Raw genomic sequence first — 24,783 nt, forward strand, 5'->3', positions numbered from 1 at the left:
GACATATGAGCAAGCAGAAGATTCAGAAGGTATATCCTTTAACACCCATGCAGGAGGGCATGCTGTATCATGCCATGCTAGACCCTAATTCCTCCTCTTATTTCACACAGCTTGAGCTTGGAATAAGCGGAGAGTTTGATCTCGCTCTTTTTGAAAAAAGTCTCAATGAGCTCATACGGACATATGACATTCTCCGTACAGCTTTTGTTTATCAACAATTACAAAAGCCTCGTCAGGTTGTACTGGCTGAACGTCATCTCGATGTGTATCGAGAGAATCTATCACATCTGAATCATCAAGAGCAGCAAAAGGTATTGGATCAATATAAAAATCAAGTGAGAAAGCAAGGATTTCACTTAACAAATGATCTGTTATTGAAGGTCGCTGTTTTTCAACTAAATGAAACAAACTGGCATCTAATTTGGAGCAACCATCACATCATCATGGATGGTTGGTCCATGGGTGTTTTAATGAAAAAACTGTTTCATTACTATGAATCTTTTCGGAACGATCGAACGCCGGATCGCTCACAGGGAAAGCCTTATGCAGATTATATCCAGTGGCTTGGAAAGCAAAATAAACAAGAAGCGGAAAGTTATTGGCAGGAGCGTCTAGATGGAGCGGTTCAGCATCAAGGGCTGCTGCAGCAAAATGAAGCGAACGGACAATACGACCATCAGGAATGGACGTTTACATGGGATGCTCAAACGGTACAAGCCATTCAAAATGTGGCAAGAAAATGCCAAGTGACAGCCCCGAACCTGTTTCAGGCTGTCTGGTCTGTTCTATTAGGCACCTATCATGCAGCTGATGATGTCACATTCGGCACCGTTGTATCGGGCAGACCTCCAAGTGTATCTGGAATTGAGCGCATGGCAGGGCTGTTTATCAATACGATACCCGTTCGAGTGACATTGGATCAGGGGCAGACGTTCAAACAGTTGTTTCAAAAGGTTCAGCAGCATGCACTGGAAGCGGAAAACTATGATTTTATGCCGCTTTATGACATTCAGCAAAAGACAGCTGCTGGAGGGCAGCTCTTTGATCATTTGGTTGGGTTTGAGAACTATCCTTTAGATCAGGAGCTGTCTGGTGATACCATGTCTGCACGGCTTGGTTTTTCCATTGATGTAAAGGACGGATTTGAACAAACGAATTTCGACCTGAATGTCCTTGTTTATCCAGGTGAAACGTGGACATTGAAAATCAAATACAACGCCATAGCTTTTGAAGAAAAGATCATTGAAAACATATCAAAACATCTGACCAATCTCATGAAGCAAATCATCCAGAACCCTGATGTACGCCTTCATGAAGTGACATGTATCACAGAAGAGGAGAAGCAGCAGATTGAAGCTTGGAATCAGACAGAGCGAGATTATCCGAAGCATCTGTCTATTCCTGAGCTGCTTAATGAACGTATGAAGGCGCAGCCTGACCATCTGGCATTAGTTGAAGGCGATCGAACATTCACGTACGAGGAGCTTGGACAAGAAATCCGTCGTTTAGCCGGCAGTCTTGTTGAAAACGGCGTACAGCCCGGAGATGCTGTCGCGGTGTATATGAACCGATCAGCAGATGCGGTGATCGCCATTTTAGCAGTTCTGCACGCAGGGGCAGCTTATGTGCCGATTGATCCTTCCCAGCCTGAGGAGAGAATCCGATGGATGCTTGAAGACAGCGGCGCATCCATTTTGCTGCATGCTGACAATCAGCCGCCAGTTGATGAACATATCAAGGCTGTACATGTGACCAGCATGCCTCATCGCTCACACGTGGATTTCTCAGTCCGGACGTCTCCATCTCAATTGGCGTATATCATGTATACATCAGGATCAACTGGACAGCCCAAAGGGGTTCAAATTGAGCATCAGCATATTGTGAGATTGGCTTGCTCTCAGGAGAAATTAGGCTTGACCAAGTCGGATCGTATGGCGCATACAGGGGCCGTCAGCTTTGATGCTATTACCTTTGAGATATTTACCACGCTGCTAAATGGGGCGACGCTTTATCCTGTTGACCGTGATACTTTATTGGATATCCATCGATTCGAACAATTTATCCAAACACATCAGTTGACGGCGCTCTTTTTAACAACTGGATTATTTAATCAGCTCGCTCAGCAGCGGCCGCAAATGTTCGAAGGATTAACCACATTAATTACAGGCGGTGACGTCATCAATGTGAAGAGTGCGGAGCTTGTGAAACAGCATCATCCAGCACTTGTTTTACTGAATGCCTATGGTCCAACTGAAAATACAACCATCTCGACCATTTACGAAGTAACAGGAGATGAAACGGGTCCGATCCCAATTGGTCAGCCGATCAACCATTCGTCGGCTTATATTTTAGATGATGATCAAAGATTGCAGCCAATTGGAGCGCCAGGAGAGCTGTATGTTGGCGGAGATGGTGTCGCAAGAGGGTATCTCCATCGTCCGGATTTGACCAATCAAGTGTTCATGGCAGATCCTTTTAAACCGTCAGGCCGTTTGTATCGAACAGGGGATTTGGCTAGATATGGCGCGGATGGCCAGATCGAATTCCTCGGCCGGACAGATGATCAGGTGAAAATTCGAGGCTTCCGTATTGAGCTTGGTGAAATTGAAACAGTGCTTCAGCAAAAAGCGGGCATAGATGATGCGGTTGTGCTTGTCCATTTGTTTTCCTCAGATGAACAGGAAATCACCGCTTACTTCACAGGGACAATGACAGAAGAAGAGGTGCGGGATTTATTCAATCAAGAGCTGCCAGCTTATATGGTGCCGCACCATGTGATGAAGCTGGATGCTTTTACGCTCACATCGAACGGGAAGGTAGATCGAAAAGCTTTACCAAAGCCGGACGAAGCGCATCAGGAGAAAAAGGAAATCATTTCGCCTGAGACGGAGACAGAAAAGGCACTCGCTCAAATTTGGGAGGAGCTCCTTGGGAAAACGGTAGGAGTAGATGAACATTTCTTCATGGCTGGCGGGCACTCTCTCAAAGCAATGATGATGTCCGCGAAAATTCAAGAGGTGCTTCAAAAGGAAGTACCGATTCAAGTGATTTTTGAGAAGCCGACGATTCGTTCATTAGCGGCATATATCGATCAGGATGGTCAAGAAGAAAAAGGACATCCCATCTTACCAGCAGAGCAGGCGGACGAATATCCGGTATCACCAGCTCAGCGCCGTTTATACATTTTGCAGACACTCGAACCTGACAGCACGAATTATCATATTCCGATCGTCTTAACGCTTGAAGGGACACTCGAATATCAGCGGCTCAGATCAGCATTTGATCAGTTGATCCAAACGCATGAAATCTTAAGAACGAGTTTTCATATAAATGGAGAAGACATCGTCCAAAGGGTGAATGAATGGACTGCATTTGACCTTCCCGTTCATGACATCAAAGAAGAAGAGGCAGAGGCATTCCTTTCTGAACGTCAAACACCATTTGATTTAACAGCTGCGCCTCTATTGCGAGCTCAGTTGTTGAAGGTCAGTGAGAACCGTCATCTTCTCGTCTTGGAAGCACATCATCTCATTACAGATGGCAGCTCCATGAAGACGTTCATTCAAGATTTGGCGAAGGCCTATGATGGAGAAGCTCTTGCAGAAAGAGCCATTCATTATAAAGATTACGCTGTCTGGCAGTTAAGTGAAGAAGAGACGGAGAAACAGAAGGAGCATGAAGCATATTGGTTGAAGCAATTCGAAGGGGACTTGCCGGTATTAGAGCTGCCAACTGATTATCCGCGTCCAGCGGAACGTGATTTTTCCGGGGGACGATTCATGTTTGGCTGTGATCAAGCGACGACTCAGCGGATTCATGAACTGCTTCAGAAAACAGATACGACCATGTACATGTTCTTGTTATCTGCTTTTCAAGTGCTGCTTGCCACTTATAGCGGCCAGGAAGATATCATCGTTGGTTCCCCTGTTGCAGGACGGACACACCCTGATATACAGGACATGCCGGGGATGTTTATCAACACTGTTGCGATGCGCGGAAAACCAGAACAAACGAAGACATTTTTACAGCTGCTTGAAGAAATAAAAGAAACGAGTGTTGACGCTTTTGCTCATCAAAGCTATCCACTGGAAGAGTTAATTGCACGCCTTCCGCTAGATCGTGATACAACCCGAAGCCCGCTCTTTAGCGTGTCATTTAACATGCAGAACATGGAGGTTCCGGCGCTAAAGCTCGGCGATCTGCACATTTCGCCTTATGCCATTCAGCATCACTCTGTCAAATTTGACTTGTCTCTAGAAGCATTTGAACGAGAGGGAGCATTAAAGTTGAGCTTTGACTATGCAGCGGCATTATTTAAAGAAGAGACGGTCCGCAGGTTCGGAACTCATCTTCTAGCGATTATTCGTGAAGCGGTCCAACACCCGGATGAACAGATCGGCTTGCTCCGTATCCTTGATCAGCATGAGCAAATAGAGCGATTGGAGAAAAAAGACGAAGTGCAATCGAATCGTCATGAGCCCTTCCATGTCCAATTTTCGCGTCAGGTAAAGGAAACACCAGATGCCATTGCGGTGATGGATGATCAACGGAAGCTCACTTACCGCGAGCTGGAAGACATGGCAAATGCGCTTGGCAGTGAACTGAAGGTACGAGGCGTCGAGAAAGAAAAGACTGTAGCACTGATTCTTGACCGCTCTGTCTATGTCATCGTCTCAATGCTTGGTGTGATGAAAGCAGGTGGTGCATTTGTACCAATTGATCCGGCCTTCCCTGCGGAACGTATCCGTTACACATTAGAAGATTCAGGTGCACAAGTGATCGTGACAAATGAGTCTCTTGCAGGTTCCTATCAAGATCACAAGTCGATTCAGGTGGTGCAGGTTGAAAAAGCAGTGCAGCAAAGCCGCTCGCTAGATCTGCCGGAAGGCTCAGCCGATCAGCTCGCTTATGTAATATACACATCTGGTACAACAGGGAAGCCGAAGGGTGTACAGCTCACGCATCGTAATCTATCACACTATGTCAACTGGCTGACAAATGAGGTGACATTGCAAGAATGCGATCGGACGGCACTGCTTTCTTCTTATGCATACGATCTCGGTTACACAAGCATTTTCCCTGTTTTAAAAGCAGGGGGGACACTCTATGTGTCTCGTGAAGATGTGTATACAGACCCGGTGCGTCTCATGCGTTTGATTGATGAACAAGAGCTGACGTATATCAAAATGACACCATCCTTATTTCATATGATGGCAGATTCGAAGGATCATGCATTTAATGCTTTACGCCTTGTGATACTTGGAGGGGAACCGATTGTCTCTGAGGATGTTGAAACGTTTATGGAGCAGCACCCATGTGTGGCAGTGATGAACCACTATGGCCCGACAGAGACAACTATTGGGACTGTGACCAAGCTGATCACACCGCAAGAGCTAGGCGCTTTGAAGGATCGCTCTGTGATCGGGCAGCCAATTGCTCACACAAGAGCGCTCGCACTCAATTGTCAGCAGCGCCTTGTCCCTTATGGCGCACCTGGAGAGCTTTATATATCGGGGGAAGGTGTATCGAGAGGGTATTTGAATCAGCCTGAATTAACAGCAGAGCGTTTTCTTGAAAATCCATATTATCCTCAGGAGCGAATGTATCGCACAGGGGATTTGGTCAGACAGCATGCAAATGGAGACATTGAGTTTCTCGGAAGAATAGATGATCAAGTGAAAATCCGCGGTTATCGTATTGAGAAACAGGAAATTGAGCATGCCGCGCGTGCACGATTATCCATTCAAGAGGTGTATGTCAAAGTAATTCACATGTCCCGTTTACCGGAGCTTGCACTCTATTACACAGCGCCTGAGCCAATTGGAACACTGACGTTTAGAGAAAAGCTTGCGGAGACACTGCCGGATTATATGATTCCAACGTACTTTGTCAAAGTCGACCACATTCCGCTCACACAAAACGGAAAGGTAGATGCGAAGTCTATGCCGCTTCCGCACGAGGTGCATATGAACCGCGCGGTGCATGCAGCACCAGAAACGGCACTTGAGCAGTCGCTGTGTGACATTTGGTCAGAAGTACTTGGGGTTGAACAAATAGGTGTTCATGATCACTTCTTTGAATTGGGAGGTCATTCTCTCAAAGGCATGGTGCTCATTTCGAAGGTACAAGCCAAGCTGAACAAGCATGTGCCGCTCAAAGTCCTTTTTGAAAAGCCAACGATACGGGCGATGGCAGCCTATTTGGAAGAAGTGGATTCTTCGGACATCACATCCATTCATCCGGCGGAGAAGCAAGATTTCTATCCTGTCTCTTCCGCTCAAAAGCGGATGTATGTGTTACAGCAGCTGCATCCAGAAGCAGTTACTTACCATATGCCAGCTGTTTTGATGATGGAAGGCAGCCTTGATGTAAAGCAGCTAGAAGAAGCGCTGCAAGCCTTGATCGAACGACATGAATCATTGCGGACAGCCTTTGTAGAAATTGACGGCGTACCAGTTCAAAAAGTCTATCGCCGAGTGCCGTTTACGTTAGAGGTTGTTGAAGTAGAGAGAGGTCATGAACAGCCTGTCATAGACGCATTCATCACCCCATTCTCATTACATCAAGCACCATTAATGAGGGCAAAGGTGGCGAAGCTTTCTGATGAGAAATATGTGTTCATGATGGATATGCACCATATCATCGCAGATGGTGTCACACGCAGTCTGCTCATTCAAGAATTGGCAGAGTTGTATGAGAAAAAGACATTACCGCCAATTCAGCTGCACTACAAGGATTATGCGGTATGGCAGCAGGAAGAAAAGCAGCAAGCGCTGCTCGAGAAACAGCGTCAATATTGGCTAGAGCAATACGCTCAGCCGCCTGAAGATTTGGCGCTGCCACTTGATTTTCCGCGCCCTCATGTTCAGTCATTTGAAGGAGACCGAGTCGATAGATGGTTACCTGCTGAAAAGGTGCAGTCCATTAAAACGCTCATGGCTGAAAAAGGTGTAAGCTTGAACATGGTCATGCAAACGGCATTTGCCATTTTCCTTTCCAAATTAACTGGGCAGACAGATATCGTTATAGGCGCTGTGACAGCAGGACGTACGCATGCTTCAATGGAACGGGTTCCGGGCATGTTTGTGAATACACTGGCTCTTCGACATGAAGTGCAGCTGGAGGAAACGACAGCACAATTGCTTGAAAAAATGAAAGATCGCAGCCTATCAGCCTATGAACATCAAGATTTCCCGTTTGAGGAATTGGTGGCACAGTTAGATCTTCCGAAAGACACGAGCCGCAATCCATTGTTTAGTGTCATGCTGACAACGGATGACCGAGACCTGACGTTACCGGATCTGGATGGACTCAAGCTTTCGCAAAAACAGCAAGAGACAGTTCAAGCAAAATTTGATGTAACGCTCGGTGTATTTGAAGAAAAAGACCAAGTGGGCCTGCGTTTTGAGTATGCAGCGGCACTGTTTAAAAAGAAGACCATTCAGCGTTGGAGTCAATATTTTGAACAAATCATAGACGAAATGCTGGCTAAGCTCAATCAGCCAATTTCAGCGCTATCGATCTTGACTGAAGAGGAAAAACGAGAACTGATCAATGAATGGTCAGGTCCTGTCCTAGACGTTCCGTCAGATCAAACGATCCATGAACTAATTGGAGCTAATGCGCACAAAGCGCCTCACCAAAAGGCGGCGACATTCTGCGGAACGAGCTGGACATATGAGGAACTGAACAATCGGGCGAATGTAGTTGCTCAGAAATTGATCTCTCTTGGCACAAAACCCGGAGATCGCGTCGGCATTCTCACCCGTCCATCGCTTGACATGACGGCAGCCGTCCTTGGCGTCCTGAAGGCAGGTGCGGCATTCGTTCCAATTGATGCGGATTATCCGGCTCAGCGTATTGCGTACATGCTAGAGGACTGCGAGGCAGAGGTGCTTCTGATGCAAAAAGGACTGACTGCACCAACTTCTTTCACAGGTCATGTTCTGCAAATAGAAGATGCCGTAGAAGGAGAAGCACAAGAAATTCAGGTACATGTGAAACCAACAGATCTCGCCTATATGATTTACACATCGGGAACGACTGGACAGCCGAAGGGTGTCATGGTCGAGCACCAGTCCCTTGTCAATCTTGCTTTCTGGCACAATGATGCCTTCCAAGTGACAAATGCGGATCGAACCGCCAAATATGCCGGCTTTGGCTTTGACGCCTCCATTTGGGAAATGTTCCCGTCATGGATCGCCGGCGCAGAGCTGCACATCATCGATGAAGCGATTCGTCTCGATATGATCAAGCTCAATACGTATTTCAATGAAAAAGGGATCACCATTGCGTTCCTGCCAACTCAGTTATGCGAGCAGTTTATGTCAATGGACAATCATTCACTGCGCTACCTACTGACTGGCGGAGACAAGCTGAAACAGGTAAAGCCTGTTCCATATAAACTCGTCAATAACTATGGCCCAACAGAAAACACAGTCGTAGCGACCAGCGGGATCATCAACCCAGATCAAGGCACACTTCCGATCGGAACGGCGATTGCCAATACTCGTTTCTACATCATGGGTTCGTTATACGACCTCTCGCCGCCAGGCGTACCGGGTGAGCTCGTGATCGCAGGAAAAGGACTGGCAAGAGGGTACTGGAATCTTCCAGAGGAAACAGAGAAACGATTTGTCCCAGATCCATTTTATCCAGGTGAGCGCATGTACCGTACAGGCGACTTAGTGAAATGGACAGAGGATGGCGAGCTGATCTATCTCGGCAGAAAAGACCATCAGGTCAATATCCGAGGCTTCCGTATTGAACTGTCAGAAGTTGAGGCGCAGCTCCTTGCGCTGGCGGAAGTCAAAGAAGCAGTCGTGACAACGGTCAAAGATGCCAGCGAACAAGATTCGCTTGTGGCATATGTCATCACCGATGAAGAAACGACCGACCTGAAAGAAAGTCTAAAACGAACGTTGCCAGACTATATGGTGCCATCATCCATCATCAAGCTTAACCAACTGCCGATGACGGCAAATGGCAAAGTCGATCTAAAAGCATTGCCAGCGCCTGATATGGAAGCAAACCAAACGGCATACGAAGCGCCAAGAGACGAAGTTGAAACACTGCTTTGCGATATTTGGGCAGATGTCCTTGGCGTGAGCCAAGTCGGCATTCACGACCACTTCTTCTTCCTTGGTGGAGACTCAATTAAAGGCATCCAAATGGCAAGCAGACTCACACAAGCGGGCTGGAAGCTCGATATGAAGCTATTATTCCAGTACCCAACGATTGCGGAGCTGCGCCCATATATCGAAGAAGCCGATCAATTGACAGCTGACCAATCATCGGTTGAAGGGGAAGTCATTTTGACTCCAATTCAACGCTGGTTCTTTGAGCGAGCATTCAGTGACCAGCACCATTGGAATCTCTCGATGATGCTTCATGCGCCAAACGGATTTGACCTTTCGATTACAGAACAAGTGATGCAGAAATTACTTTCACATCATGATGCACTGCGTATGGTATACAGGCAGGAGCATGATGACATTCTGCAATACAATCAGCGGGAGCTCAGGGAATCGATTGCGATTATTTCTCATGATGTCTCTAAAGAGCACGACGTGAAAAAGGCCATTTCCACATATGCCAACGAGTATCAGCGTCAGCTGAACCTCGAAACAGGTCCACTCATGAAAGTGATTTGTTTCCGTGCAAAAGATGGCGATCACTTACTCATCGTGACACACCATCTTGTCATTGACGGTGTCTCATGCCGAATTTTACTAGAGGATTTTATGTCTCTTTATCAGCAGGCAGCTCAAGGACAAACGCTCGTCCTTCCGCCAAAAACCCATTCCTTTAAAGAATGGGCAGAGGCAATCGAACGATACGCACAGTCCAAGCCGTTAAAAAGCCAAAGTGAGTACTGGACAGAGATTGACACTCTGCCATTGACCACTTTACCTGTTGATCATGAAGTAACGAAAAGAAAAGTTGCTCAAACAAAAGCAGTACAGATGCAGCTTTCAGAGTCCGAAACCGAGCATCTCTTAACCGATATTCATCTACCGTACACAACGGAAATGAACGATATTCTTCTATGTGCTCTCGGGCTTGCCGTTCAGGAGTGGACAGGGAAGTCCCATGTACATGTGCAACTTGAAGGTCATGGAAGAGAGGATATTTTATCAGGGCTGGATGTCTCCCGCACGGTTGGCTGGTTTACGAGTATGTATCCAGTTGTTCTTGAAGCAAAGCCGGATCAGACCATAGCTGATGCTATTAAAGGAACGAAAGAGATGCTGCGGCGTGTGCCAAATAAAGGAATTGGCTACGGGATTTTGAAATACATGACAGCCACTGAGCTGTCAGGACAGCACGTACATCCTGAAATCAGCTTGAACTATCTTGGGCAGATCGATCAGGAAGTGACGACAGAACTCTTTGGACCGTCCACCTATGATATGGGACGACAAGCAAGCCCTGATTCAGAAGCTGTCTATAAGCTGAACCTCAGTGGTCTTGTTCAACACAATCGATTCATGTTGTCGTGTTCCTATTGTACAGATGAATATGAAGAACAAACGATACAGCAGTTCATGGCATTGTTGAAAGAAAAAATCCAATCCATCATTACCCATTGTTTAGCGCAGCACGAAAGAGAATTCACGCCAAGTGACTTCTCTGCGGCTGATCTTGAAATGGATGAAATGGACGACATTTTTGACATGCTTGAGGAAAAATTGACCTAACAACACGAGATCAGTCATACAAACGGGAAGGGAGGATGAAATAGATGAGTTCATTTAAAAGGGATCAAGTTCAAGACATGTATTATCTGTCACCGATGCAAGAAGGAATGCTGTTTCATACCCTCCATCATCAAGAAAAGGGCTTTTATGTAGAGCAAATGGATATGAACGTAAAGGGCACACTGCGTCATGACTTACTTGAGAAAAGCATGAATGTCATCGTGGAACGGTACGATATTTTTCGTACCGTATTTCTCCACGAAAAAGTGAAGCGCCCTGTCCAAGTTGTGGTGAAGAAACGCCCTTTTACGCTTGATGTGGTGGACATGCAGGATCTTTCTGAAGACGAACAGCTTGTACGTATTGAGACATTTAAACAACAGGATCAGCTGAGAGGATTTGATCTCTCGAAGGATTCTCTCATGCGGGCATCCGTTTTCCAAACGGGTCCTGCCAGCTATCGCTGGATATGGAGCTATCACCATATCCTCCTTGATGGCTGGTGCTTTGGGCTTGTGGTGCAGGAGTTATTTGCAATTTATCATGCACTTTTGCATGACGTCCCTTACAAGCTGGAACCGGTTAAACCATACAAAGAATATATTCAATGGCTGGAAAAACAAGATAAACAAGCATCACTTCAATATTGGCAGCAATCATTAGCCGGGTTTGATGGACAATCAACCTTTAAAGAACAGAAAAAACAAACGAATGAACATGAATTAGGCGAAATGGAATGGTCGATGAGCAAAGAAGAAACGGCTGCTTTATCAGAGTTAGCGTTGCAGCAAAATGCCACGTTAAGCAGCGTGCTTCAATCGGTGTGGTCAATTCTGTTGAGTAGATATCAGCGTTCAAATGATGTGTTGTTTGGCACGGTTGTGTCGGGACGTCCGGCAGATTTGGCTGGTGTTGACAGAATGGTTGGCTTGTTCATTAATGTCATCCCAAGAAGAATTCAGCTGACAGATGACATGACATTCCGTTCTCTTCTATCAGAGACTCAGCAGCAGTCTCTTGCAGCCGAGCCGCACCAATATATTCCGATTTATGATATTCAGGCAAAGACAGGTCAGCAGCCACTCATTGATCATATTGTCGTGTTTGAAAACGTCCCAGCCGCAAAGAAGGACGAGCAAGAGGCGCGATTAGGGTTTACTGTGGAAAACATGAATGTGTATGAAAAATCGAACTATGATCTCAATTTGCTGGCATCACCAGGAGAACAATTGCAATTGAAGCTGGCCTTTAACCAAAAAGCGTTTGATCCTCAATTTGTCCACCGGTTAAAGGAGCAGCTGAGTCTATTGATGAACGAGGCGATCAAGCATCCTGATCAATCGGTTCATACACTTACACTCGTCACGAAACAGGAAAAGCAGCTGATTCTTGAGGAATGGAATGCGCCTGAGCTTGAGCATGACCAGCTGTATTTGTCGAAATGGTTTGAGCATAATGTCCGCAAACAGCCGAATGCAGTGGCATTATCAGCAGGTGAGCACACGATGACATATGCGGAGCTGAATGAACAAGCCAATCGATTGGCAAGGCATTTGCAAAAAAATGGGGTCACGCATCAAACGGTCATCGCCATTTTAGCCGACCGCACGCCTGAACTTATTGTCAGCCTGCTGGCTGTCTTAAAAGCAGGCGCAATCTATGTGCCAATTGATCCCGATTATCCAGAAAGCCGCATTCAATACATGCTTAAAGACAGCGGGGCAACGCATCTTCTGACTCACTCATCCTTTATCGGTCAGGCGAAGGCACTTGCGTTTGATGGTACGTATCTGTTTGCGGATGATCAGGAAATTTCACTGATGAGCTCAGAGAATCTTCTGCTAGAAGCAGGCTTACACGATACGGCTTACATCATGTATACATCTGGTACAACAGGTCAGCCAAAAGGCATCATGACGACCCATTCCAATATTGCCCGGGTGGTCAAAAATACGAACTACTTAACCATTTCAGAAACAGATACACTGCTGTCACTATCCAACAGCGTATTTGATGGCTTTACATTTGATGTGTATGGCGCACTTTTAAACGGAGCGAAGCTTGTCCTGCCGAAAAAAGAGACCATTTTAGACATGGGCGAGCTGACGGGGCTGATTAAAAGAGAAAGCATTTCTGTCATGTTTGTTCCGACTGCATTATTTAATCTCCTCGTTGATGAAGAAACCGACTGGATGCGCAGTGTGCGCAAGGTGCTGTTCGGAGGAGAGCGGGCATCGGTACAGCATGTGAGGAAAGCCTTTGATGTCATGGGGAAAGACAGACTGATCAATGTCTACGGTCCAACCGAATCAACGGTCTTCGCCACCTATTATCCAGTAGATGAGGCTCTGCCGGTAGAGACGCGTTCGATTCCAATCGGAAAGCCGCTCAACCAGACGGGTGCTTATATATTGAGCCCGCACGGACAGCTTCAGCCGATTGGAATGGTCGGAGAACTATGCCTGAGCGGAAAAGGGCTTGCGAAGGGGTATTTGAATCGTCCTGATCTGACAAAACAAGCCTTTATCGCCCATCCATTTGCTGCGGGAGAAAGGCTGTATCGTACGGGAGACTTGGCCTATTTTCGAGCAGACGGTTTGATTGAGTATGCAGGCAGAGTGGATGACCAGGTGAAAATTCGCGGTCATCGAATTGAGCTGACAGAAATTGAAGCCCACCTTCTCATGCATCCAGGCGTAAAGCAAGCTGCCCTTATAGCTGATCAGCATAACACGCAGCATACAAGGCTGCTCGCCTATATGACGTGTGAGGAGGAGTGGAAGGACAAACTCGATGTGATCAAGTCAGGGCTGAAGGAAAAACTTCCGGCTTACATGCAGCCTCATGAGCTGATCAGACTTGAGAAAATGCCGCTTACGCCAAATGGAAAGGTTGATAAACGTCAGCTGCCAAAGCCAGAGGCGCCTCAAGGAAACCGCCATGTGAAGCTTCCAGTAAATGAGGTAGAACAAAAGTTGCTTGTGATGTGGAGGGAAGTGCTTGAAAGAGATGATATCAGCACAGATGACCATTTCTTTGAGCTTGGCGGGCATTCATTAAAAGCGATGTCGCTTTTATCCAAGGTGTCGAAGGAATTCGATGTTCAGGTGCCCATTCATTTGCTGTTTGAGACGCCTACCATTGAAGCAATCAGCCGTTATATTCAACAGCAGGATCAGGAAGCCGCAGGCTATCTTGTATTCAATGAATCTCAAACGCCAACAGTCTTTGCTCTCCCGCCATTACCAGGCTATGGCTTTATTTATCAGGAAGCCGCAAAAACGCTTGATGGTGTTCGTTTGATCGCCTTTGACTTTATTGAAGCCGATCATCGAATTTCGCAATATGTTCAGCATATCCAGCACCTTCAGCCTGAAGGACCGCTGACTTTGATGGGATACTCTGGCGGGTGCTACCTAGCCTTTGAGCTTGTTCAATCGCTCGAACAAGCAGGGCGGACCGTCGAAAAGGTCATCATGATCGATTCCTATAAGAAAATAGGAGAAAGTGATTTAGAAGGACGATCCATTGATGACGATATAGCAGCGATCGTCCATCAGTCGCAGCAAAGTGAACTTGCCCAAGCGGAGCTCATCCAAGACGCGCTGGCTCAAAAAACGAGAGCCTACTATGAAACTTTTGTTAAGGGGGTGAACCAAGGAGAGATACAAGCAGACATTGACTTCATCCAATCCGAAGAGCAAATTGCGATACCAGACTGGATGGAAAATTGGGAAGCTGCGACGACCGGCGCTTATCGACAATATCAAGGCTATGGTCAGCACGCTGACATGTTCAAAAACAAAGAATGTGCCGCTCAAAATGCACAGCTGATCCAAAAGATAGTCCATCATAAAAATAGAGAAGCAGTCTTGTAAACTTTAGATTAGGCAGGGGTGCACACTGGCAGCCCTGCCTGACAAAAAAGGAAAGGAACTCATATGAAACCATCAACCATCAATCAATCGAATGTACATGAATCAATGGATACGATTTTACAAGATGTACAGAAAACCATTTTACAAACCAACGAAATCGAACGCTTCGCTGTTTTTTCTCGTGAAAAAACCATTCGACCTCGGCCATATCACCTCTCTCATTTATTTCTCGACCATCACATGGAGCAGGAGGCCGCAGTTGAATGGATACAGACGCAAATGGCTTCGCCTATTTTAGCGGACATGCCCCCAGCCATTTCCTATGGGGGGGATATAGATGTTAGTGCAGGAGCTCAAACCTTGCAGGACGCTCTAACTGAGGCAGCCAAAACGACAAACGGGCTGACTTATATCATCAATAGTGAAAATGAACTCACGCAATCCTACGCACAGTTAAAGGAGGATGCCGAACGGGTTCTGACGGGTTTAAGGGCACTAGGGCTTGAGCCAGGTGATCCTGTCTTCTTTCAATTTTCATCGAATCATGCGATGGTCACGGCCTTTTGGGCATGTGTGTTAGGCGGATTTGTCCCAACACTTGTATCGGCAGCCCCGACCTATCGGGAAATGAATGCCTCAGTGAAGAAGCTTCATCACGCTTGGAACCTGCTGGAACACCCGCTCATTCTCACGGATGACTCGCTGATTGATGAGGTGCAAGGCTTAGCTTTACTGTGGCATACAGATCAATTACGTGTGGCAGCCGTTGAACCGATGCTCACTTTAGAAAGAGATCTAGAAGCACATCCAGTCACGCCTGATGATTCAGTCTTTTTTATCTTAACGTCTGGAAGTACGGGGATGCCTAAATGCGTAGAGCATTCTCATAGAAGTGTGCTGGCGAATGTCAAAGGGACAGTGGCAGCCAATCAGTTTACACAAGAGGATGTCTCGTTAGACTGGATGCCATTAGATCATATTGGCGGCATTGTGATGTTCCACCTTGTCAATGTGTACACAGGCTGTGAACAGATTCGGGCAAGGACAGATGACTTCATCGCTCAGCCGCTGCGCTGGCTTGACTGGATGGAACGCTATCGTGCAACGAAGACGTGGGCACCTAACTTCGCATTTGCGATGATCAATGATTATGAGAAAGACATTTCTTCAGGATCCTGGGATCTTTCTGCCATGACGTGCATGATCAATGGGGCAGAAGCGGTCGTACCGAAGACAATTCACCGGTTTTTACACCTGCTCGCTCCGCACGGCTTAAAGGGAGACGTCATCAGACCGGCTTTCGGCATGTCTGAAATCTCATCAGCCGTTGTCTTCTCTTTTGCGATTGAGCGGGGAGATGAAAACAGCGGGGTTCTGACCTTTGAGGAAACGTCGCTGACAGAGCAGCTAAGACCAGCGGAGGCACGTGAGACAGGAACCGTCAGCTTTACAGAGCTGGGGAAACCGATTCCGGGTATCACGATTCGCATCGTCAACCATGAGCATGAGCTTCTTCCTGAAGATCATATTGGCAGCGTGCAAATCAAAGGGCCGACGACAATGAAGGGCTATTACAAGAATGACGAAGCGAATCAAGAGGTTTTTCAAACAGAGGGCTGGTTTCACACGGGTGATTTAGGTTTTCTGCACGAAGGAAGGCTGACATTAACCGGTAGAGAAAAAGACATGATCATCATCAACGGGAAAAATTATCACAACTATGAGATTGAAGCCATGGCTGAGGAAGTACCAGGCGTAGAAACGAGCTTTGTGGCTGCTTGCTCCGTTCGGATGGAGGCATCTGCATCCGATGAACTGATTCTCTTTTTTACACCGAAGCTGTATGAGCCTGCTTATATCATGAGGGCTAGCCAGCACATTAAAACCCATATTGCGACAAAAATGGGTCTGTCTGCATCAAAGGTTATCCCTGTCCAGAAGCATGCCTTTCCGAAAACAAGCTCTGGAAAAATAGAAAGGGCACAGCTCAAGACAAGGTGGCAGGAAGGTGAATTCGACGAAATCATCAAGGAACTGGACATCAGACTTGAAAATGAACACACCTTGCCTGATTGGAGTTATCAAAAGAAGTGGACACCTGCTCCGCTTCATGAAACTGAAAAGCAAACAGCAGGGGACATGGTGATCTTTGCAGATGCATTAGGGCTGGCAGATCAATTGAGATCCCTCTCAAACAATGAACAAACCTATATTACGGTTGAACCGGGTCAAGCATTCACACAACTCACACATACTCACTTCATCATCCACCCGAATCGGCCGTCAGACTACGAACAACTCTTTGAGACGCTCCGTTCGTATGGCGTTTCGGTGAAACAAATCATTCACCTTTGGAACTACACAAACAAGGAAGACACACTTCAAGCGGCAATGGCGAAGGAAGCGCAGAAAACTGGCAGCATGAGTACATTATATGTAACAAAAGCGATTGCCGCCTATGAGGAACCTGTAGAGATCACCTTTGTCTCAGCTCATGCGATGAATTTGCCAGAAGATCAAACGCATCATGTGGAAAAAGCAACGACAACAGGATTGATGACAGCTGTACAGCATGAATGGCCGTTTATCAAGGTGCGATGTCTTGATTTTTCTCTAACAGAACCGGCTGACCGTTCTCATGCATCAGCGATCATGACAGAGCTTACACATGACACAAGCCATCATATCGCTGCTTACCGCGAAGGTGTTCGTTATATTCCTCTTTTATCACCGCTGCATCTGGAAAAAGATCAAAAGAGGAAGAAACCGCCATTTGAATCATCTGGGCTTTACGTGATGACAGGAGGGCTTGGCGGCATTGGGCGGATGCTGAGTGAACACCTTCTGACGTCCTATCAAGCGCATCTTGTGCTGCTTGGAAGAAAAGCACGAAAGGCTTTATCTGCGGAGCAGCAAGACGTTTTGACCTCACTTGAGAAACAAGCGAAAGACCATGGCGGCACAGTTTTTTATGAAGAAGTGGACATGACGGACGCAAAAGACATTGAAGCGCTCATCTCAAGACAAGAGGCGGCTCAAGGAAAAAGGCTGCATGGCGTGATTCATTTCGCTGGCATCATTCAAGAGGAGCTGCTTGCTGACATGACGTCTGCGTCCTTACATGCGATGTACGAAGCGAAGGTATATGGCACGATTGCGCTTCATGAAGCGGCTTCTAAACGGCAGAACGTCTTATTTTTATCTAGCTCGTCAGCACGAACGTTAAAGGGCGGGATGACCGTCGGCGCTTATTGCGCTGCCAATGAGTTCGTTGAACAATTTGCTCATTATCAAAGGCTGACATCTACAGTGAAGCCGTATTGCTTTAGCTTTAGCATGTGGGATGAGGTCGGCATGAGCGAGGGTTCGATGATCAAAGGCATGTTAAAAGAAAGAGGCTATCTCCCGATTCCAAAGCGGGCGGGCTTCCAGACAATGCTGGCATGTTTGATGACAGATGCGCCACTCATTTATATAGGATTAGATCGGTCGAAGCAGGACATTCAAGAAATGAGCCAAGCGGAGAGGCAAACAGAGCAAGCCATGTATGTCTTTTTTAAAACCGACAAAACAAAGGCCATTGAAGAACGGCTGTATCAGTCCATTTATACGTGTTTGCAGTCTCATCTATCTGGTGAATATTCCGTACATCTATTTCCTGAGGAATACTGGAAAGAATCAGAGGATGGCATGCCGGATGAAGCGTATTTCAAAGCATTCATTGAGGAAAGTGGACAGGAGGCAGAGGACAGAGCGCCTCAAACGGAGACGGAGAAACTTTTGGCAAACATTTGGTCCGAGCTGCTTGATGTCTCAAATGTCAGCTGCGGTGATCATTTCTTTCTACTCGGGGGTCATTCGCTCAAGGCAACGCAAATGCTGTCTGCGGTGAGACAAAGAATGGGATTTGACGTGCCGCTCGCTGTTCTTTTTGAGCATACGAGACTTGGGGAATTAGCGGAATGGATCGATTCGCATGCAAAAGTGGATGAAGCGGTACAGGTGCGGAAAATGGAAAAGGGTCAGGAGATTCCGATGTCTTATGCCCAGCAAAGACAGTGGTTTCTCTATCAATTACAGCCCGATCTGCCATTTTATAATAATACAATTTCCTTTCGGATGAATGGACCTTTAGATGTGAAGGTGCTTCAGATGAGTCTGCAGCAAATGGTGCAAAGGCATGAATCGCTCAGAACTTCCTTTATCATGAGCGGCGATGAACCAGTGCAGATCATACATGAGCATATGACTCTTCCAGAGCTTGAAGTGGTGGATCTATCAGATCTGACAGCACAGAAAGAAAAAGAACAAAAAGCGGCTGAATGGGCAAAAAGAGAGGCGGGCACACCTTTCCGCTTAGAACATGATCCGCTTTTTCGAGTGAAACTGATTCGGCTGTCGGAAACAGATCATTTGCTGCTGATGTCCATTCATCACATTGTGTCAGATGGCTGGTCGGTTGGGATTGCCGCAAGAGAGCTGTCTGAGTGGTATACAGCGATGATTGACAAGAGAGCGCCTGATCTTTCGCCGCTGCCGATTCAATATGCGGATTACGCACTATGGCAGAAGGAGTATTTGACTGGAGAGACGCTGCATAAGCAGCTTTCCTATTGGAAGGAGCAATTTGCGGTTCCTGTAGAAGATTTGGTTTTGCCGTATGACTACCCGCGGCCAGCCGTTCAATCCTACAAGGGAAAAACGAAAAAATACCACTTGTCGAAGTCGCTATCTGAGCAGCTGGCTGCCCTTTCTAAAAAGACAGACAGCACCCTTTATATGACGTTAGTGACTGCCTTTTCTACCTTGCTGCATCGATTGTCTTCACAGGATGAGTTTGTGATTGGATCAGTCATTGCTGGGAGAAATCGGACGGAGATGGAGCATCTCATCGGATTTTTCGTAAATACGCTGGCACTTCGGATCGATCATAGCGGGAATCCTGCTTTCACTGAACTATTAGAGCGGGTGAAAGAAACAACAATGGGCGCCTATGCGCATCAGGATGTGCCGTTTGAGATGGTCGTAGATGAGCTGAATATTGTACGTGAGGCTGGCAAGCAGCCGCTGTTTCAGGTCATGTTCGTTTTGCAAAACCTGCCGCTTGAAGCTTCTCCGATGGGGGAGGCGACATCCGTTTTAGCCATTGAAGATAACGATACCGCCAAATTTGATCTATCCCTGTTTGTTTTTGAAGGGGCGGAGGGTCTTCAATTAAAACTGGAGTATGATGTGGACTTATTTTCTGACGACACGATGGATCGGTTCCTTCGGTACTACGAGCATCTGCTTGCGTGTATTTGTGAAAATCCAGCACAGCCGATCAGACAAATGAATTACCTGCCAGAGAAAGAAAAGCATCAGCTGCTCTATGAATGGAGCGGTAAAACCAATCAGCCTGCAGGCCCACTTCTCATCACGGAACGGTTTGAAGCGCAGGTGAGAAAGTCACCCGATGCCATTGCTCTCGAATTCGGGGAAGAGCAGTGGACGTATCGTGTGTTACAAGAGAAAGTCGACCGGCTTGCTGCTTCTCTGCAGCAGCGAGGTGTGACGCCGCATGAACCAGTAGGGCTGCTCATCGACAGGTCGCCTCAAATGATTCTTGGGGTGCTGGCGATTGTGAAAGCAGGAGGCGCCTACGTGCCAATTGATCCTGAATATCCAGATACACGGATTGATTATATGTTGAGGGATACAGGTATTAAGCTGTTACTGACAAAAAATGAATGGCTGAAAAAGGTGTCAATCAGTCAAACCGAACTCATTTGTCTTGATGAGGGATATGAAGAGTTTTTATCAGAAGCAGAACTCATACCTGCTGCCCTAAAACCTGATGGACTCGCTTATATCAATTACACGTCAGGATCAACTGGACAGCCGAAAGGGGTTTTGATCCCGCATCAAGCAGTCATCCGGCTTGTCTGTGAAACAGATTATGTCACCCTTGATGAACATACGCGCATTTTACAAATCGCCAGCTTCTCCTTTGATGCCTTTACGTATGAAATATGGGGAGCCCTGCTAAATGGGGGAAGGCTGATCCTGACCGATCGAAATACGATTTTATCAATGGATACGCTGGCTGAAACGCTGACATCATACAAGATCACAACAGGATTTCTGACGGTGCCGCTGTTCAACCGGTTAACAGAGGAACATCCTGAAGCCTTATCTGGATTCGATGCATTATTGGTTGGTGGTGATGCGCTCTCAGCTGCTCATATCCGCAAGGCACTGCCGTATTTACCTGAAGGGCTTTTAAACGGCTATGGACCAACTGAGAATACGACGTTCTCCTGTGTGCATCACATTCGCTCATTAGACGAAGGGCAGGCGACAGTTCCTATCGGTCAGCCAATTGCTTATTCACAAGCCTATGTATTAGACGACCAGCTGCAGCCGGTTCCGCAGGGTGTTATTGGAGAGATCTACGTTGGCGGAACAGGGCTGGCACTCGGTTACCTTGGAGATGAAGAAAAAACATCGCAATCATTTATCCCGCATCCTTTCCAAAAAGGAGCGCGTTTATATAAAACAGGCGATATGGGCCGCTGGCTCCCAAATGGCATCATCGACTGCATTGGAAGAATGGATCATCAAGTGAAAATACGCGGACATCGCGTCGAATGCGGCGAAATTGAAGCCGCTATGCTGAGTGTTGAAGACATCATAGAATGTGCGGTCATTCCGCATCAGCACGAGAGTGGTCATAAGCGCCTCATCGGTTACTTTGTCCAAAAAGGTGCATGGACCCAGCAAGACCTTCGCAGCGCCTTGAAAGACAAGCTGCCAGATTATATGGTACCAAGTCTATTCATAGAGCTAGAGGAACTGCCGCTCACGCCAAACGGCAAGGTAGACCAAAAGCGTCTCCCGCCGCCAGAGTGGAGACAGGAAGAAGCAGACAAACCAGCAGATAAGGCACTCAGTGAGGAAGAACGAGTGCTGGAAAAAGTGTGGACTCAGCTTCTTGGCACTCCTTCAATTGATGTACATGATAACTACTTTGAACTAGGCGGAGATTCCATTATTGTCATACAAATGGTGGCACGTCTAGCACAGGAAGGCTACATCATTCAGCCAAGAGATGTATTTGAAAAACAGACCATTTCGCAGCTGGCACGCGCTATGAAAAGAGCGGATGTGTCTGTGTCCTATGATCAATCGCCTGTTACAGGAGATGTTCGTCTGCTTCCAATCCAATCTTGGTTCCTTGAGCAATCGATGACAAACCAAGATTATTGGAATCTATCAGCGCATATGGAATTTAAACAATTTGTACAACCCGAACAGTTGACACAGGTTCTTTCGAAGCTTGTCGATCATCACGATATGCTGAGAGCCATTTATACAAAAGCAGCAGACGGCACATGGATTCAAACCATTCGTGCGCCTGGCATTACCCCTTGTGTCACATTCTTTGATTTGACGGATGTTTCTCACGAGGAAGCGCTAGAGCAAATTCGTTTGGAGACAAGCGCTTGTCAAGGAACATTGTCATTAGAGCGGGGAGAAGTGATCAAAGCCATTCTTTTTCAGACAAGTGATCGTACGTCTGAACTTTTTATCGCAGCCCACCATCTTGTGATGGATGGAATATCGTGGCGCATCATACAGGAAGATTTATTAAATGGATTGAAGCAGCTTGCGGCACGGCAGGAGATCGCGCTTGCAAAGAAAACCGCTTCCTATCAGCAGTGGGCAGATGCACTCTATGAATATGCACAAACCGATCAATTACAAGAGCAGGTTCCTTTTTGGCAAAAGATCATGGATCAAGAGGAAGAAGGTTCTCCTTTTCAAACACCTGCGCTTTTCAATATAGAAGAACATGCAGAGATCCTGACTGTTCAATTGACGAAGGATCAAACAGACATTTTACTAAGGCACGCATCACAAGCGTACCGAACTGAGGTTAACGATTTACTTTTATCAGGACTTGCGCAAGCCGTTGGAAAGCCAATATTGATCACGTTAGAAGGACACGGACGCGAGGATTTATTTGAACAGATGGATTTGTCACGGACAGTCGGCTGGTTTACAAGCTCTTATCCTATTTTTATTCCTTTTATTCAAACCGATGTGGAGAGACAAATCAAAGATGTCAAAGAAACCTTAAGAGCTGTGCCGCAAAAGGGGATCGGCTATGGCTTGCTTCAATACATGACAGTATCTCGCTTACTCAAAACGGCAGCGCCGCAGATGAGCTTTAATTACCTTGGACAGTTAGATCAAATAGATGGTGAGGCAAATCTGTATTTAGCAGATGAACGAAATGGACATGTACATGATCCAAAAGCAGAAAGACAGCATTTAATCGATGTGTACGGATACGTTGTCAGTGGTCAGCTTCAGATGAATTTTATGATCAATCGTGAACTGCTTCAGGAGGAAGAGGTGCGCCAGTTACCTGAACGGTTCAAAGAAAAAATGGAGGACATTCTGACGCATTGTATAGAGACAAAAGGCGGCTTTACGCCATCTGATTTTCCAATGGTTCAGCTGACGCAAAAGCAAATAGATGAGCTTCCAGATCATGTAGTGGATGTATATCCACTATCTCCGATGCAGCAAGGGATGCTGTTTCATGCACTGTTAGATCAAGCGTCACAGGCTTATTTTGGTCAGGTTCATATGACGCTCGAAGGCTTAACGGACGGCGAAGCCTATGAAAAAGCATGGAATCTGCTTGTAGAACGTCATTCGATTTTGCGGACAAGATTTGCTTGGGAGGGGCTAAAGGAGCCTGTCCAATTGATTCAATCAGAAGGAAGCATTCACCTCACTCAGCACGATGTGCGCCACCTGAGTGAAACGGATCAGAAGAAAACCATTGAGCGTTATTTACAATCCGATCGTTCAAAGGATTTCGAATTAGAGGATGCGGCTGAACCGCTCATTCGTATCGCTTTATTCCATCGTGACGAGAAAACATGCACGTTTGTTTTTAGCTTTCATCATATTTTAATCGATGGCTGGAGCCTGTTCGGCTTGATTGAGGAATCCTTTTCAATGTATCGCTCTCTTGTGGATGAACGAGAGATAAACCTTCCTGTTGTACGTCCGTATAAAGATTTTATCGAATGGCTGCAAAAGCAGGATCAAGAGAGGGCGCAAGAGTTCTGGAAACATTATATGTCAGGAGTGGAGGAAGCCACACCACTTCCTGGGGACGGAGAGCAGACTTCGAATGAAGGAGCAGGTATTGATCAATTTAGTATCAAACTGACGCCTGAAATGCAGCAGAAGCTGGAGAGGATGACAGGCACACAGAAGGTCACGATGAGCACACTGATTCAGGCGGCATGGGGGCTGCTCTTGCACCTTCATTCAGGCTCAGAGGATGTCGTGTTCGGTGTCACAGTATCTGGGCGGCCGGCGGACTTACCAGAGGTTGAAAGCATGACAGGGCTCTTTATTAACACCTTGCCGCTCCGTTTGCCGATCACACCAGACAGGACCATTGCCGAGCTGCTGGCACAGACGCAGGAAACGGTTTTTCACATGCGAGAATTTGAGTATACCGTACTGCCAGATATTCAGCAGATGACCCAAATCCCGAATGGAGAATCATTGTTTAACAGCATTGTCGTGTTTGAAAACTATCCGATTGAATCTGTAGAGCCGTATGGTGTACGGATATTAGACATTGCAAGTCATGAAGAAACAAACTATGACCTGACCCTTGTGGCTGTCCCAGGAGATACGCTGGAGCTTCGAGTCACATACCGCTTCAATCAATATACAGAAAAACAAATACAATCGCTGATGCAGCAGCTGGGCCACACACTTGAAGCCATGACAGAACAAGTGGAGACACCACTCTCTGATTTCACGATGGTAACAAATGAAGAAAAAGAGCGGATGATCACCGAGTGGGCGAAAAACGCACAAGTCAGCGTGCTGTACCCAGACCAAGAAGAGGTCTACTCAGGAGTGCACGATCCTTCCTGTGAGACGGAAATATTTGTGCTAAGCGAAGAGCATCAGCTCATGCCGATAGGATTTTCTGGAGATATTTTTATCGGCACGAAGGATATCAAAGCACTTTGCGGGGAGCTTGCTGATTGGATGGAGACGCATAAAATTCCGCATCCATTCAAACATCAAACAGGCGAATACCTCTATCCGACAGGGGATGTCGGCGTTTGGACTGAAAAAAACAAGATTCAGATTTTGGATTGGATGTAGGAGGAGAAGAA

Annotated in this window: 3 protein-coding genes; all 3 read left to right on the top strand. The window is 46.6% G+C overall.

The features are described 5' to 3' along the window. Positions 1 to 5: 5 nt before the first annotated feature. The 3 genes from ACP7A0_RS10935 (at position 6) to ACP7A0_RS10945 (ending at position 24,772) form a co-directional block, all read left to right on the top strand. On the top strand, positions 6 to 10,700 hold the full coding sequence (locus ACP7A0_RS10935; RefSeq protein ID WP_426005107.1) for an amino acid adenylation domain-containing protein: 10,695 nt from the start codon (positions 6 to 8) through the stop codon (positions 10,698 to 10,700). 44 nt (positions 10,701 to 10,744) lie between these two features. Next, positions 10,745 to 14,578, top strand: a complete 3,834-nt coding sequence (locus tag ACP7A0_RS10940) for a non-ribosomal peptide synthetase (RefSeq protein ID WP_426005109.1) — start codon at positions 10,745 to 10,747, stop codon at positions 14,576 to 14,578. A gap of 63 nt (positions 14,579 to 14,641) precedes the next feature. Further along, positions 14,642 to 24,772, top strand: coding sequence for an amino acid adenylation domain-containing protein (locus tag ACP7A0_RS10945; RefSeq protein ID WP_426005111.1), 10,131 nt, complete (start codon positions 14,642 to 14,644; stop codon positions 24,770 to 24,772). Positions 24,773 to 24,783 lie beyond the last annotated feature (11 nt).

It is taken from the genome of Bacillus sp. DWP3-1, assembly GCF_049896565.1.
In the GTDB taxonomy this organism is placed as follows: domain Bacteria; phylum Bacillota; class Bacilli; order Bacillales; family Bacillaceae; genus Bacillus.

What these genes read in the sequence shown, in the direction of transcription:
- ACP7A0_RS10935 (WP_426005107.1), top strand. Translation starts at nt 6, where the DNA reads ATGAGCAAGCAGAAGATTCAGAAGGTATATCCTTTAACACCCATGCAG.
- ACP7A0_RS10940 (WP_426005109.1), top strand. Translation starts at nt 10,745, where the DNA reads ATGAGTTCATTTAAAAGGGATCAAGTTCAAGACATGTATTATCTGTCA.
- ACP7A0_RS10945 (WP_426005111.1), top strand. Translation starts at nt 14,642, where the DNA reads ATGAAACCATCAACCATCAATCAATCGAATGTACATGAATCAATGGAT.